14 protein-coding genes are annotated in these 14,132 nt (G+C 75.3%); 7 read left to right on the forward strand and 7 right to left on the reverse strand.

The annotated features are described in order from the left end of the window. Positions 1-96 precede the first annotated feature (96 nt). Positions 97-543, forward strand: a complete 447-nt coding sequence (locus tag PV341_RS14100; protein WP_500322390.1) for a MarR family winged helix-turn-helix transcriptional regulator — start codon at positions 97-99, stop codon at positions 541-543. 34 nt (positions 544-577) lie between these two features. Here PV341_RS14100 and PV341_RS14105 read toward each other — a convergent pair whose 3' ends face one another. From PV341_RS14105 to PV341_RS14115, 3 genes are read right to left on the reverse strand one after another with little or no spacing between them, the layout of a single operon-like run. Further along, positions 578-2,062, reverse strand: a complete 1,485-nt coding sequence (locus PV341_RS14105) for an SDR family oxidoreductase (protein ID WP_500322058.1) — start codon at positions 2,060-2,062, stop codon at positions 578-580. Next, entirely contained in the window at positions 2,059-2,277 is a 219-nt protein-coding gene (locus PV341_RS14110) for a hypothetical protein (protein WP_500322059.1), read from the reverse strand. The genes PV341_RS14105 and PV341_RS14110 overlap by 4 nt, the downstream gene beginning before the upstream one ends. After that, on the reverse strand, positions 2,274-2,984 hold the full coding sequence (locus PV341_RS14115) for a dienelactone hydrolase family protein (RefSeq protein ID WP_500322061.1): 711 nt from the start codon (positions 2,982-2,984) through the stop codon (positions 2,274-2,276). The genes PV341_RS14110 and PV341_RS14115 overlap by 4 nt, the downstream gene beginning before the upstream one ends. A 180-nt stretch (positions 2,985-3,164) precedes the next feature. Here PV341_RS14115 and PV341_RS14120 point away from each other — a divergent pair, with 180 nt between their 5' ends. The 5 genes from PV341_RS14120 to PV341_RS14140 are packed head-to-tail and all read left to right on the forward strand — an operon-like array spanning position 3,165 to position 8,571. Beyond that, positions 3,165-4,436: an NAD(P)/FAD-dependent oxidoreductase gene (locus PV341_RS14120; RefSeq protein ID WP_500322062.1), complete on the forward strand. Its 1,272-nt coding sequence runs from the start codon at positions 3,165-3,167 to the stop codon at positions 4,434-4,436. Further along, a complete protein-coding gene (locus PV341_RS14125) occupies positions 4,430-5,185 on the forward strand; it encodes a DUF1365 domain-containing protein (protein ID WP_500322063.1) in 756 nt (251 codons plus the stop codon). The genes PV341_RS14120 and PV341_RS14125 overlap by 7 nt, the downstream gene beginning before the upstream one ends. Beyond that, complete coding sequence (locus PV341_RS14130) at positions 5,182-6,462, forward strand: class I SAM-dependent methyltransferase (protein WP_500322064.1); 1,281 nt, start codon at positions 5,182-5,184, stop codon at positions 6,460-6,462. Before PV341_RS14125 ends, PV341_RS14130 begins: the two co-directional genes overlap by 4 nt. Continuing rightward, positions 6,459-7,745, forward strand: a complete 1,287-nt coding sequence (locus tag PV341_RS14135) for a class I SAM-dependent methyltransferase (RefSeq protein ID WP_500357929.1) — start codon at positions 6,459-6,461, stop codon at positions 7,743-7,745. The genes PV341_RS14130 and PV341_RS14135 overlap by 4 nt, the downstream gene beginning before the upstream one ends. Before the next feature lie 4 nt (positions 7,746-7,749). After that, entirely contained in the window at positions 7,750-8,571 is an 822-nt protein-coding gene (locus PV341_RS14140) for a DUF1295 domain-containing protein (RefSeq protein ID WP_500322066.1), read from the forward strand. Between the two features lie 69 nt (positions 8,572-8,640). Here PV341_RS14140 and PV341_RS14145 read toward each other — a convergent pair whose 3' ends face one another. From PV341_RS14145 to PV341_RS14155, 3 genes are all read right to left on the reverse strand, one after another. After that, entirely contained in the window at positions 8,641-9,999 is a 1,359-nt protein-coding gene (locus tag PV341_RS14145) for a cryptochrome/photolyase family protein (RefSeq protein WP_500322067.1), read from the reverse strand. Between the two features lie 891 nt (positions 10,000-10,890). Then, a complete protein-coding gene (locus tag PV341_RS14150) occupies positions 10,891-11,673 on the reverse strand; it encodes an anti-sigma factor (protein ID WP_500357930.1) in 783 nt (260 codons plus the stop codon). After that, positions 11,670-12,254 (reverse strand): sigma-70 family RNA polymerase sigma factor, encoded by a 585-nt coding sequence (locus tag PV341_RS14155; RefSeq protein ID WP_499511711.1) that lies wholly within the window; start codon positions 12,252-12,254, stop codon positions 11,670-11,672. The genes PV341_RS14150 and PV341_RS14155 overlap by 4 nt, the downstream gene beginning before the upstream one ends. Before the next feature lie 99 nt (positions 12,255-12,353). Between PV341_RS14155 and PV341_RS14160 the strand changes: the two genes are divergently transcribed. Continuing rightward, entirely contained in the window at positions 12,354-13,229 is an 876-nt protein-coding gene (locus PV341_RS14160) for an NAD(P)-dependent oxidoreductase (protein WP_500322070.1), read from the forward strand. Here the strand turns inward: PV341_RS14160 and PV341_RS14165 are convergent, their stop codons facing one another. Beyond that, positions 13,230-13,991, reverse strand: a complete 762-nt coding sequence (locus PV341_RS14165; RefSeq protein WP_499511709.1) for a bestrophin-like domain — start codon at positions 13,989-13,991, stop codon at positions 13,230-13,232. It lies immediately after the preceding gene. Between the last annotated feature and the right edge of the window lie 141 nt (positions 13,992-14,132).

Genomic DNA, 14,132 nt, shown 5'->3' on the forward strand with positions numbered 1-14,132 from the left:
CGGAAGGATGTATCTCAGCTATTGAGTATCTTAATCATCGAGATTATCTACGATGGAGGTGTGCCCGACAACTTCCAGGACGAGTCCCCGACCGGGCTGCAGGCCTTCGCCGTGCAGCTGCGCAGGATGAACGGCGAGTTCAACCGCATCGCGCAGGACTTCGCGCAGAGCCAGAAGCTGCACCACACCGACGTGCAGGCGCTGGTCGCGATCCTGGACGGTGACGGCCACGGCGGGGCCATGACCCCCGGTCTGCTGCGCGAACGCCTCAATCTGACCTCCGGTGCCGTCACCGCCTGCCTGGACCGGCTGGAACGCGCCGGCCACGTCCGCCGCACCCGTGACGCCGCCGACCGCCGCGTGGTCCATCTGCACTACGCCCCGCGGGGAATGGAGGTGGCGCGGGAGTTCTTCCGCCCGCTCGCCCGGGGCACGGACGCGGCGCGCGCCCGCTTCACCGAGGACGAACTCGTCGTCGTGATGCGCTTCCTGGCCGCGATGAACGACGAGCTGACCGCCCTGCGCGCCCCCGTCCCGGACTGAGCCCGCGTCCGTCACGGCCCCGCGCGGCCCTCCGCTACGGACCCGCCGCGCCCGCCCGGGCCGCGGCGGCTATGTTGCGCGCCATGCCGCCGAAGACCACGGAGTGGAACGGCGAGACGCTCCACCAGTACGCGTGCCCCGCCAGCCCGCGCGGATGGAACAGCGCCCGCTGCCCGTAGACGGTGCGCCCGGCACCGTCCCGTCCGGACGTCAGCTCCAGCCAGGCCATGCCCGGCAGCCGCATCTCGGCGCGCAGCCGCAGCAGCCGGCCCGGCTCGATCTCCTCCACCCGCCAGAAGTCCAGCGAGTCGCCCGCCCGCAGGTGCGTGGCGTCCCGCCGGCCCCGGCGCAGCCCGACCCCGCCCACGAAGCGGTCGAGCCAGCCGCGCACGGCCCAGGCCAGCGGGAAGGAGTACCAGCCGTTGTCGCCGCCGATGCCCTCGATGACCCGCCACAGCGCCTCGGGCGAGGCGTCCACGATGCGCGTCCGGCGGTCGGTGTAGAGCGAGCCGCCCGCCCAGTCGGGGTCCGTCGGCAGCGGGTCGCTCGGCGCGCCGGGCACGGAGGCCGAGGACCAGCGGGTGACCACGTTCGCCTCGCGGATGCGCTGCAGCGCCAGCCGCAGCGCCGCCTCGACGCCGATCATGCCCTCGGGCGGGTCCGGCACCCACGCGGCGATGTCGCGGTCGTGGCAGACCACCTCGTACCGCAGCGACTCCGTCAGGGGCCGCGCGATGCTCGCCGGCACCGGGGTCACCAGCCCCACCCAGTGGCTCGACAGGCGCGGCGTCAGCACCGGCACGGGCACGATCAGCCGGTGCGGCAGCCCCGCCACCTCGGCGTACTTCAGCATCATGGCGCGATAGGTGAGCACGTCCGGGCCGCCGATGTCGAAGGCGCGGCTCACCTCGGGCGGCAGCGTGGCGCAGCCCACGAGGTAGCGCAGCACGTCCCGTACGGCGATCGGCTGGATCCGGGTGCCGACCCAGCGCGGGGTGACCATCACCGGCAGCCGCTCGGTGAGGTAGCGCAGCATCTCGAAGGAGGCCGAGCCGGAGCCGATGATCACCGCCGCCCGCAGCGCCGCCGTCGGCACTCCGGAGGCGAGCAGCACCCGGCCCACCTCGGCGCGCGAGCGCAGGTGCGGCGACAGCTCCCGCTCGGGCACCCCGGCGGGGGTCAGACCGCCCAGGTACACGATCCGCCGCACGCCCGCGGCCTTCGCCCGGGACCCGAAGACCTCCGCGGCATCCCGGTCGGTCCGCTCGAAGTCCCCTCCGCTGCCCAGGGCGTGGACGAGGTAGTACGCGACGTCCACGCCCTCCATGGCCGCCCGCACCGACTCCGGGTCGGTGACGTCGCCCCGGACGATCTCCACCTCGCCCGCCCACGGGTGGTCGCGCAGCTTGCCGGGCGTACGGGCCAGGCAGCGCACCCGGTGCCCGGCCTCCAGCAGTTCGGGGACGAGCCGGCCGCCGATGTAGCCGGTCGCGCCCGTCACCAGGCAGGTGAGGCTCATCGCGGGCTCCCGGCGTCGCGGGCGAAGGGGCCGGCCGCCGGCTCGGGCGGCAGCAGGGTGCGCAGCAGCGCCGCCAGTGCCGTCAGCGCGGCCGTGAGCAGGAGCGGCAGGAGCGGCAGGAGCGGCCAGAGCGGTGCCCCGGCGTGGCGCGGGGCCGGTGCGGTGCCCGGCGGCCCCGGGACCGGGCGGGCGTCCGTTCGCAGGCGCGGGCTCATCGCGCTCCCTCCGTTCCCGGGGCGGTCAGCGCGCCCGCCACCTCCGGCGGCAGCGGACGCAGCCGCAGCAGCCCGGCGACCAGGCGCGCCGTCAGGGCGTGCCAGGTCCCGGCACCGCGCAGCATCGCGTGGTCGCCGCCCGGCACCACCAGGTGGCAGGCCTGGGCGCCCGCCGCCCGCGCCCGGTCCGCCAGGGTCAGCGAGCCGGCCGGATCGGTGACCCGGTCCCGGTCGCCGTGCAGCAGCACCAGACGGCACCCCGCCAGATGCCCCACCGGCTCGTCCTCGGGACACCACGGCGCCAGCCCCACGACCGCGCCCACCAGCGGATGCCCGGCCACGCGCAGCGCCGCCCGGCCGCCCATCGAGTGCCCCACCAGCATCACGGGCACCTCCCCGGCGCGTTGCCGCAGAGCCTCCAGCGCCCGCAGGGCGTCCCGCGCCGCGTCCTCCCGCTCGCCGTTCCAGCCGCGGTGCCGGTAGCGGACCCCGGCCAGCGCCACCGCGTGCCCGGCGGTGGCCCGGCCGATCGCGCGGACGAAGGGACGCATCCGGACCCCCGGCAGGTTCCACGGCGGGGGCGGTTCAAGGCCCTCCGCACGACCGCCGTGCAGCACCAGGACGGCGGCGCGCGGCCGCTGGGGCAGCACGTACGGGACCAGCGCCGGACGCGGCGTGCCGCCGCCCGCTTCGTCACCGTACGTCATCGGACCGCCCCTCTCGTGCGCTCTCCGTCATTATCGGCCGCCCTCCGTGACGACGCCCGTCACGTGCGTCCACCCATGGATTCGCGGCCGTCCGCCCGGCGGATTGCCGCACCGACCAATCCGTCCCGCCGCGGGCTCCGAACCACCAGCAGGGAGAGGACCGCGACGAAGGGACGGGACGTGACCGAAGCAAGGCGAAGGGTGGCCGTCGTGGGCAGCGGCGTCGCCGGGCTCACCGCCGCCTACCTGCTGCAACGGCACTGCGACGTGGCGCTGTTCGAGGCCGACGACCGGCTCGGCGGGCACGCCCACACGCACGACGTACCCTCCTGCGACGGCCGGGTGACCGCCGTCGACACCGGCTTCATCGTCCACAACGAGCGCACCTACCCCACCCTGCTGCGGATCTTCGCCGAACTCGGCGTCCCCACGCAGGAGTCCGAGATGAGCATGTCCGTGCGCTGCGAGGGCTGCGGCCTGGAGTACGCGGGCGCGCGTGGCCCCTCGGGGATCTTCGCGCAACCGCGCAACGCGCTGCGCCCGGCCTATCTGCGTATGCTGGCCGAAGTGCCCCGATTCCACCGCCTGGCCCGGCGGCTGCTCGCGGAGGGCGGTTCCGACGACACCACCACGCTGGGGGAGTTCCTCGGCGCGGGGGAGTTCTCGGCGTACTTCACGGCCCACTTCACGACCCCGCTGGTGGCCTGCGTCTGGTCCTGCTCGCCGCGGACCGCCGCGCACTACCCGGCGGTCTACCTCTTCCGGTTCCTCGACCACCACGGGATGCTCTCGGTGGGCGGTTCCCCCACCTGGCGGACCGTCACCGGCGGATCACGCGTCTACGTCGAGCGCATCGTCAAACGGCTCACCGCGATCCGCACCGCCACCCCCGTACGCGCCCTGCGCCGGCACGCCGACGGCGCCGACGTCGTCACCGACGACGGCGACACCGAGACGTACGACGCGGTGGTCGTCGCCACCCACCCCGACCAGGCACTACGACTGCTCGCCGACCCCACCGCGGAGGAGCGCCGGGTGCTCGGCGCCATCCCGTACTCCAGCAACCCGACGGTGCTGCACACCGACACCACGCTGCTGCCCCGCAGCCGCGGCGCCCGCGCCTCCTGGAACTACCTCATGCCCACCTGCGCCCCCGACCCCGGCGGGGTCCGCGTCAGCTACGACATGAACCGCCTCCAGCGGCTGGACACCCCCGAGCGCCACGTCGTCACCCTCGGTGACGAGGAACGCGTCGACCCCGCCCGGGTGCTCGCCCGCATGGTGTACGAACACCCCGTCTACACCCCCGCGTCGCTGGCCGCGCGACGGCGGCTGCCGGCCCTGGCGACCCCCGTCACCGCCTTCGCCGGGGCGTACCACGGCTGGGGCTTCCACGAGGACGGCTGCCGCTCCGGCGCCGAGGCCGCCCGCCACCTGGGGGCGCGATGGTGACCCCCGCGGGCCTGCCGCCGCAGGTGCCCGCCCTGTACGAGTGCACGATCACCCACGTGCGCACCGATCCGCTGCGGCACGCCTTCGCCCACCGTACCTACATGTGGCTGACCGACCCCGCCCGGCCGCCCCGGCTCCCCGCCGCGCTGCGCCCGCTCGCCCGCTTCGACCCCCGTGACCACTTCGGCGGCCGGCACCCGACCGTACGGGCCGCCCTCGACGCCTGGCTCGCCGCCCAGGGCGTCGACCTGCACGGCGGCCCGGTCCGGATGCTCAGCCACGCCCGGGTCCTCGGCCACGTGTTCAACCCGCTGACCCTGTACTGGTGCCACGACCCGGACGGCACCCTCGTGTGCGTGGTCGCCGAGGTCCACAACACCTACGGGGAACGGCACGCCTACCTGCTGCGCACCGACGGCCGCGACGGCGCCCACGTCGCCAAGGACTTCTACGTCTCCCCGTTCCTCCCCGTCGACGGCGGCTACCGCATGCGGCTGCCCGAGCCGCACGACCGGCTCCACCTCACCGTCCACCTGGAACGGCCCGGCGGCGGCACCCCGTTCACCGCCACCGTGCGCGGCGAGCGGCGCCCGGCGACCGCGCCGGGCCTGCTGCGTGCCGCCGCCCGCCACCCCTGGTCCACGGCTGCGGTGTCGGCCGGCATCCGCCGGCACGGCATCCGGCTGCTGCTGCGCGGACTGCCCGTGCAGCCCCGTCCCGTCCACGCGCCCCAGGAGGGTTTCGAGTGACCATGTCCACCACGTCCGTCCCCCTCTCCGCTTCCGCACCCGCCTCCGGCGTGGACCCCCGCCGCTGGCCGGACGTCGCCGCGCCGCCACGGTGCTCACGGCTGCGCGCCGCGGTCGCCGGCGCCGTGCTGCGACGCGCCCTGAGCGGGCTCCCGCTGCGCTGCCGGCTCGGCGACGGCGGCCCGGTCCTCGGCACGGGCGGGCCCACCATGCTGATCGCCGACCCCGAGGCCTTCCACCGCCGGGTCGGCACCGGAGGACTCATCGGCTTCGGCGAGTCCTACATGGCCGGCGAATGGGACGCGCCGGACCTGCCGGCCGTCCTCACCGTGCTCGCCTCGGACGTCACCGGGCTCGTCCCCCGGCCGCTGCAGCGGCTGCGCGCCCTGTGGGCACACCGGCAGCCCACCGAGCGGCGCAACACCCTCGACGGCGCCCGCGGCAACATCCACGCCCACTACGACCTGTCCAACGAGCTCTTCGCCCTCTTCCTCGACGAGACCCTCACCTACTCCTCGGCCGTCTTCCGCGGCTTCCCCGCCCGGCGCGCCCAGCTGGCCGCCGCACAGCACCGCAAGATCGACCGGCTGCTCGACCTGGCGGGCGTCGGCGAGGGCACCCGGCTGCTGGAGATCGGCACCGGCTGGGGAGAGCTCGCCGTCCGCGCCGCCGGCCGCGGCGCCGAGGTCGTCTCCGTCACCCTCTCCGAGGAACAGCGCCGGCTCGCCACGGCCCGGATCGCCGCCGCCGGGCAGCAGGACCGGGCCACCGTCCGGCTGCGCGACTACCGGCAGGTGACCGGGAGCTACGACGCCATCGTCAGCGTCGAGATGATCGAGGCCGTCGGCGCCGAGTACTGGCCGGTGTACTTCACCGCCCTGGACCGGCTGCTCGCCCCCGGCGGCACGGTCGCGCTCCAGGCGATCACCATGCCCGACGAGCGCATGCTCGCCACCCGCGACACCTACACCTGGATGCAGAAGTACGTCTTCCCCGGCGGGCTCATCCCCTCCCTGGAGGCGATCGAGCGGACCCTCGACGAGCACACCGCGCTGCGCGTCACCTCCTGCGACGGCTTCGGACCGCACTACGCCGAGACGCTGCGGCTGTGGCGCGAGCGCTTCACCGAACGCGCCGCCGACGTCGCCGCCCTCGGCTTCGACGAGACCTTCCGCCGCATGTGGACCCTCTACCTCGCCTACTCCGAGGCCGGTTTCCGCTCCGGCTACCTCGACGTGTGCCAACTGCGGCTGACCCGGGGGGAGACCACCAGGTGAAGGGCGCCGCGGACACCCTCGCCCCGTTGCTGGAGCAGTTCACCGGCGGGCCGCTGCCCGTGCGGCTGCGGGCCTGGGACGGCAGCACCGCCGGGCCGCGCGACGCCCCCGTGGTCGTCCTGCGCTCCCGGCGGGCGCTGCGAAGAGTCCTGTGGCAGCCCGGCGAACTCGGCCTCGCCGAGGCGTACATCACCGGGGACATCGACGTGCGCGGCGACCTCACCGAAGGCCTGCGCGCCGTGTGGCACGCGGCACGCGACGGCGGGCTGCGCCCTCCCCGGCTCACCGCGGCCGACCGGCTCCGCGCCGCCGGCGCCGCCGTACGGCTCGGTGCGGTCGGCCCCCGGCCGCCCGCCCCGCGCGGACGCGCCCGGCTGAACGGCACCCCGCACACCAGGGGCCGCGACCGGGCCGCCATCAGCCACCACTACGACCTGTCCAACGACTTCTACGAACTCCTCCTCGACCCCTCCATGGCCTACTCCTGCGGCTACTGGACCCGCCACGACGACCCGTCGTACGGCCTCCCCGACGCCCAGCGCGACAAGCTCGAACTCATCTGCCGCAAGCTGGACCTGCGCCCCGGCACGCGGCTGCTCGACATCGGGTGCGGCTGGGGCGCGCTCGCCCTGTACGCCGCGCAGACCCACCGCGCGCAGGTCCACGCGGTCACCCTCTCCCGCGCCCAGCGGGACTTCGTACGGGACCGGATCCGCGAACGCGGCCTGGAACAGTACGTCACCGTCGAACTGCGCGACTACCGCGACCTGGAGGGCAGCGGCGGCTACGAGGCGGTCACCGCGATCGAGATGGGCGAGCACGTCGGCGACGCGCACTACCCGCGGTTCGCCGGCGCGATCCACCGCATGCTGCGCCCCCGGGGCAGGGCGCTGGTGCAGCAGATGTCCCGCGGCCGCGTCGCCCCCGGTGGCGGCGCCTTCATCGAGACCTACATCGCCCCCGACATGCACATGCGCCCGCTCGGCCGGACCGTGGGGCTGCTGGAGGACGCGGGCCTGGAGGTGCGGGCGGTGGAGTCCCTGCGCGAGCACTACGTCCACACGGTGCGGGCCTGGCTGGCCACCCTGGAGCAGCGCTGGTCCGACGTCGTCCTCCTGGCCGGAGAGGAGACCGCCCGCGTGTGGCGTCTGTACCTGGCGGGCGGGGCGCTGGCCTTCGCCGAACGCCGCATGGGCGTCGACCAGATCCTCGCCGTACGGCCCGCGGCCGACGGCACCGGAGGCGCGGCCGGCACGCCCGCCGCCTGGTACGCGGGGTGGTGAGGCGGTGAACGGCTTCCCCTGGGGCGCGTTCGGGGTGGGCGTGGCGGTGGCCGCCGGGGCCGCGCTCGCCGTCATGCTCGCCACCTTCGCGTTCGCCCTGTCCCGCGGCAGGCACCGCTACGTCGACGTCGCCTGGGGCGTGGCCTTCACCGCGGTCGCCGGGTCCGCCTACGGCATGTCCGCCGGGCACGGCGACCCGGCCCGCCGCGCGCTGGTGCTCGCGCTGACCGCCGTGTGGGGCGTGCGGCTCGCCGTCCACATCGCCCGCCGCGGCCGCGGCCACGGTGAGGACCCCCGCTACGAGGCCTTCCTGGCCAAGGCCCGCGGCAGCCGGGCCGCCTACGCACTGCGCGCGGTGTACCTGCTGCAGGGCGCGCTCGTCCTGGTCGTCTCGCTGCCCGTCCAGGCCGCCTCGTACATCCCCGGGCCGCTCGGCCCGGCGGCCGCGGTCGGCGCGCTGCTCTGGCTCACCGGCCTGCTCTTCGAGGCCGTCGGCGACCACCAGCTGGCCCGGTTCAAGGCCGACCCGGCGCACCGGGGCCGCATCATGGACCGCGGCCTGTGGAGCTGGACCCGGCACCCCAACTACTTCGGCGACTTCTGCGTCTGGTGGGGGCTGTTCGCGCTGACCTGCGACGCCTGGCAGGCCGCCGCGGTGTCGGTCGTGTCCCCGCTGCTGATGTCGTACCTGCTGACCCGGGGCAGCGGGAAGGCCCTGCTGGAACGGCACATGGCGGACCGCCCCGGCTGGGCCGCCTACGCGTCGCGCACCAGCGGCTTCTTCCCCCGGCCCCCGCGCCGGCGCGTCGGCGTCCCGCCGGGGTGAGGGGGCGGGCGCGGGCGGCCCGGGCGCCGCGTCGAGGCGGGCGATGGCGGTGGCCCCCGGCGGGCGCGGCTATTTCGCGCGGGCGCCGCGGAAGCGGGCGAGGGCCTCGTCGAGGTCGACGAGGGGGGCGGGGTAGTCCAGGGCGGCCCGCTCGTCCTCGGGGAGCCGCCAGGGGCGGTGCACGGCGCCGCCCCGCACCTCCGCCAGCTCCGGCACCCAGCGGCGCACGTAGGCGCCGTCCGGGTCGAAACGGCGGGCCTGCACCAGGGGGTTGAGCACCCGGTTCGGGCGGGTGTCGGTGCCGGTTCCGGCCACCCACTGCCAGTTCAGCTGGTTGTTGGCGATGTCGCCGTCCACCAGCAGCTCCAGGAAGTGCGCGGCGCCGATCCGCCAGTCCACGTACAGCGTCTTGGTCAGGAAGCTCGCGGCCAGCAGCCGCGCCCGGTTGTGCATCCAGCCCTCGTGCCGCAGCTGCCGCATCGCCGCGTCGATCAGCGGGTATCCGGTACGGCCCTCGCGCCACGCGTCCGCCTCGGGCCCGTCACCGTGCCAGCGGTCACCGCGCGGCCGCAGGTCCCGGGAGGCGGCGTCGGGGCGGGCGGCGAGCACCTGGTGGTGGAAATCCCGCCACGCGACCTGCCGCACGAACGCGTCCGCGCCCGGCCCTGCGGCCTCACGGGCGCGCCGGACCAGCTCGGTGGCCGACAGGCAGCCGAAGTGCAGGTACGGCGACAGACGCGAGGTGGCGTCGCCCGCGAGGTCGTCGTGGCGGTCCTCGTACGCGGCGAGGCCCGAAGCCCGCCAGGCCCGCCAGCGCTCGCGGGCCTGGGTCTCCCCGCCCGCGGGCAGCCCGGGCGACGTGCCCGTGGGCGGCTCCGGGAGCGGCCGGGAGGCCACGCCGTCCGGGACGCGGACCACGCGGGGCGCATCCAGCGGGTCGCGCAGATCCGCGGTCTCCCAGCGCCGGAAGTACGGCGTGAACACCCCGAAGCTGTCCTTGCCTGCCGGGGTCACCGCGCCGGGCGGCACCGCGGTCAGCACGGCGTCGTGCACCCGGAGTTCGCGGCCCGCCGCTGCCAGCGCCTCCCGCAGCCGCTCCTCGCGCCGCGCGGCGTAGCGGCTCACCCCCGCTGCGACGTGCACCTGCCCGGCGCCGGTCTCCTCCGCGACCCGGCACGTCTCGCGCGCCACGTCCCCGTGGCGCAGCACCAAACGCCCGCCGCGCTTGCGCAGCCGCTCGTCCAGGTCGGCGAGGCAGCCCGCGAGGAACGCGGCGCGGTTCGGGGCGGCGAAGCCCGCGGCCTCGATGGCCTGATCGAGCACGAACAGGGGGACGACCTGCTCCGCGGAGTCGAGGGCGCCCCGCAGGACCGGGTTGTCGTGGAGCCGCAGATCGGCGGTGAACAGGCAGATCGACGTCGTCGTCACGTCCGGGGCACTCCTCCTGGCCGGCATTCGCGCCCGGCGAGCCTATGGTGCCGCCTCCCACCGCGGCGTGAGGCGCCCCGCCGCGGCCTGGCGAGCGCGGGGCGTTTCCCGTGGAGCCACGCCCTCCCGGAGCGCCCCCACGGCGGCGTCACCCCCACGCGGGGCCCTTCCCCATGGGCCGGGGCTCCAGGCCGCGTGACCGTGCGTGGGGCCGGCCGGCCGCTGTGGGGTGTCCCCGGGCGCCCGGATCGTGGCCATGTCGTTCACCTTTCTGGTCCGGGGGACGACCTGGGTGCCCTCCGGTGGAGTGGAGCTGGGGGTGAGGGGCCGGACCGGTCCGGAGGTGCTCGCCTCCTGCGCGTCGTGGCGCGAGACGATGCCGCCGCCGGGCGTGGTCATGCCGAAGCGGGCGAACGCCGCGACGAGGACGAACGCGCCTGCGGCCAGGGCGAAACAGAGAGTGAAGCGGCTCTCGGCGGGTGCGTGGCCCGGGGCTCCGGCGGCCGGCACGGCTGTGTCGCCCGGAGGCGGGGCTCGCCCGGTCCTCGGCCGGCTGCCCTCGGGGACGGGAGCTCCCCGAGCTTCGGTAGGCGGTGCCGTGCCGTCACGGGGTGGTTGTGCGGGTGCACGTGTGGCGGTGTCCTCCGGGGGCAGGCGCTGTCCGGGGTCCGGCTGGGGTGCCATGCCGCGGGCGAAGCCGTGCCTTCGGCTGGATGGCCGGTGGGGGCAGGGCGTTCGCGAACCGCCGCGGCCCCGGGGGCACGGCGGGAGCCCGGCGCGGTGACCCATGCCACAGCGGCCGCCCAGGACCTTCGGCCCGGCCGGCCCGCCGCCGCGCACCGCACCGGACGGGGTGCGGAACGGAGCGGTGCGCGGCGGTGCGCGGTGGCGTCAGGCCGGGAAGTTGATCAGGGCCAGGGGGTCGGAGGTCGGCTGCGGGGAGCCGCCGGCGGGTTCGACGGTGATGCCCATGCCGGAGGCGCCGTCGACGTTGCCCCGGAGGAGGACAGCCTGGGTCGTGTCGCCGCCGGACGGCTTCGGCATGAGGCCCGCGGAGCGCATCGTGCCGCCGTCGGCGTACCAGAGCTGGTAGACCCGGTCGCCGCTCAGCGCGGGCATGCCGTGGGCGAAGAAGACCGCGCGGTCCTGGCTGCGGGAGACGACGACCGTGCCGCCGGCGCCGCCCGCGAGCTTCGCGGAGGTGGTGACGGCGTCGGGCGCGGCCAGGACCCGGGAGATCTGATCCGCCTGGGCCTGGGTCCGCTGGTTCTCCTGGCGCAGGTCGCCGAGTTGTTGCTGCTGCCAGACCGCGACCCCGCCCAGGATCGCGGCGGCGGCGAGGCAGGCCGCCAGGGCGAAGCGGACGCGGCGCCGTGCGGGCTGCGAGGCGCGGCGGCGCATCGCACGGGCCGCGGCGCGCGGCGGCTCGGGCACCGACGGAGGCTCCTGCCGTACGTTGACGATGAGCCGCATGACGTCGTCCTTCATGCGGGGCGGGACGGGTTCGGCCGCGGCGAGCCCGAGGCGGGCGGCGGTCGCGGCCAGCTCGCGCACCTCCAGCGCGCAGGCCTCGCACTCCGCGAGGTGGCGTTCGAACTCCGCGCGCTCGTGCCGCGTCAGCGCGTCGACGGCGTAGGCGCCGGTGAGGGTGTGCAGCTCGGCCTCGGTGCTCACGCGGTCACCCCCAGGCAGTCGCGCAGCCGGATCAGGCCGTCCCGCAGCCGGGTCTTGACGGTGCCCAGCGGCAGCGACAGCAGCTCGGCCACCTCCCGGTACGTCAGCCCCCGGTAGTAGGCGAGGGTCACCGACTGGTGCTGCACCTCGGTGAGGGTGCGCATGCAGCGTCGCACCTGTTCGGCCTCCAGCCGGGCCTCCACCTGCTCGGTCACCTCGTCGTAGGCGGGGGTGCGCTCCAGCAGCGCAGCCCTGTGCTCGCGGTCCGCCGCCGCGCTGGCGGACCGTACCCGGTCCACGGCCCTGCGGTGGGCCAGGGTCATCACCCAGGTCATCGCGCTGCCCTTCTCCGGCCGGAAGCGGGCGGCGGTGCGCCACACCTCCACCAGCACCTCCTGCGTCACCTCCTCCGACTGGGCGGGGTCCCTGAGCACTCCGCGCACCAGTCCGAGCACGGGTCCGCTCACGGCGTCGTACAGCCGGGCGAAGGCCTCCTGGTCGCCGCGCGCGACGGCGAGCAGCAGCTCCGAGAGGTCCGGCCCCTGCCGTGCGGGCCTGCCGAACCGCAGCGGTTCCCTCACCACACCTCCAGCGTTCGATTCCGTGTGTCGAGGACAAGTCTCGCGTCCGGCATTCGGCGCCGCGAGCGATTCGGATTGGTCCGTCGTACCGTGGCAGTCATGTCCGACACCACCTCAGCAGCAGTCCTGGGCACCGGGATCATGGGTGCCGCGATGGCCCGCAACCTTGTCAAGGCCGGCCTCGACGTCCGTGTGTGGAACCGTACGAAGGAGAAGGCGCAGCCGCTCAGCAAGGACGGCGCACGCGTCGTCGACACCCCCGCGGAGGCGGTGGACGGCGCCGACGTGGTGCTGACGATCCTGCACGACGCGGACTCCGCCCTCGAGACCATGCGGCAGGCGGCGCCGGCGCTGCGCAAGGGCGCGGTGTGGGCGCAGTCCACCACCGCGGGCGTGGGCGCCCTCGGGGAGTTCGCGCGGTTCGCGCGCGAGCACGGCGTCGTCTTCCTCGACTCGCCCGTGCTGGGCACCCGGCAGCCCGCGGAGAACGGGCAGCTCCTGGTGCTGGCCGCCGGGCCGCAGGAGGCCCGGCAGACCGTGGCGCCGGTCTTCGACGCGATCGGCAGCCGCACCGTGTGGGTGGGGGAGGACGCGGCCGAGGGCGCGGCCAGCCGGCTGAAGCTGGTGATCAACAGCTGGGTGCTGACCGTCACCCACGGCACGGCCGAGGCCCTCGCACTGGCGAAGGGCCTTGGCGTGGACGCCGCGGACTTCCTCAAGGCCGTCTCCGGCGGCCCCCTCGACATGGGCTACCTGCAGGCGAAGGGGGCGTCGATCCTGGCCGGGGACTTCAGCCCCAGCTTCGCGGTGCGGACCGCGGAGAAGGACGCCCGCCTGATCGTGGAGGCGGGGGAGTCCGTGGGGGTCCGGCTCGACGTGGCCGCGGCCGGCGCCGAGCGCTTCCGCCGCGCGGCCGAGCTCGGGCACGGCGGGGAGGACATGGCGGCCTCGTACTTCGCGAGCTTCGAGAAATGATCACCCGATGTGCGGGAAGAGGCTGGTGAAGTACGCCGCCGCCTCGGCGGCGTCCCGGCCGAAGGGGGCGTCCAGGTCCCAGATGAGGAAGAGCAGGAAGGCGATCAGGGCGCTGTAGAGCCCGGCGAGGAGCAGTTCGCGCCGGGAGCGCCTGATCTGCAGGCTGAAGATCAGCCCCACCGCGACGAGGGCGCCGGTGACCAGGCCGAACCACACCACCCCCGGCATGGTCGGCCCGGCGTTCTCGCCGCGGGCGGTGCGCGCGTCGTCGGCGGCCGCGACCTGGTCCACGACCGGCTGGTACGCCTGGTTGGCCAGCGGGGTGCGCGGCTCGAAGTCGGTCACGTCGCGGCGCACCTTGCCGAGGAGCTCCGAGCCGCGCTGGGTGTTCTCGCCGTGCTTGAGCATGTAGGGCAGTTCGGTGTGCGCCACGTAGGAGACGTACGCGTCCACGTCGGCGCGCACCTGGTCGCGGACGGCGGCGGGGTAGACCTGCACCCGCTGGCGCACCTCGTGCAGGGCCTGGGTCTCGCGGTGCAACGTGTCCTCGGCGCCGCCGCGCGCCTCCCACACGCCGGCGATGGCGAGGCCGAGGACGATGGCGTACACCACGCCGATCATCATCGTCATGTACTCGATGACGTCGGGGGTCTCCGAGGGGTCGTCGTCGTCCCCGATGCGACGGTGGTTGATGGCCACGATGGTCAGGACGACCGCGCAGGCCGCGGCCATCGCGATGGCCAGGACGAGCCAGTCCGACATCGATCACCTCCGTGAGCGGGCTTGGGAGCGGGGCTTGAGCGCGGCGGCGGACAGGACCGCGGGCGCGGTGACCAGCAGCATGAGATGGACGATGCTCGGGCCGTCGGGGGCGGGCGGCGGGCTCGCCTTGCGGTAGGCGAC

This window comes from Streptomyces sp. PA03-1a, assembly GCF_033792805.1.
Lineage (GTDB): Bacteria > Actinomycetota > Actinomycetes > Streptomycetales > Streptomycetaceae > Actinacidiphila.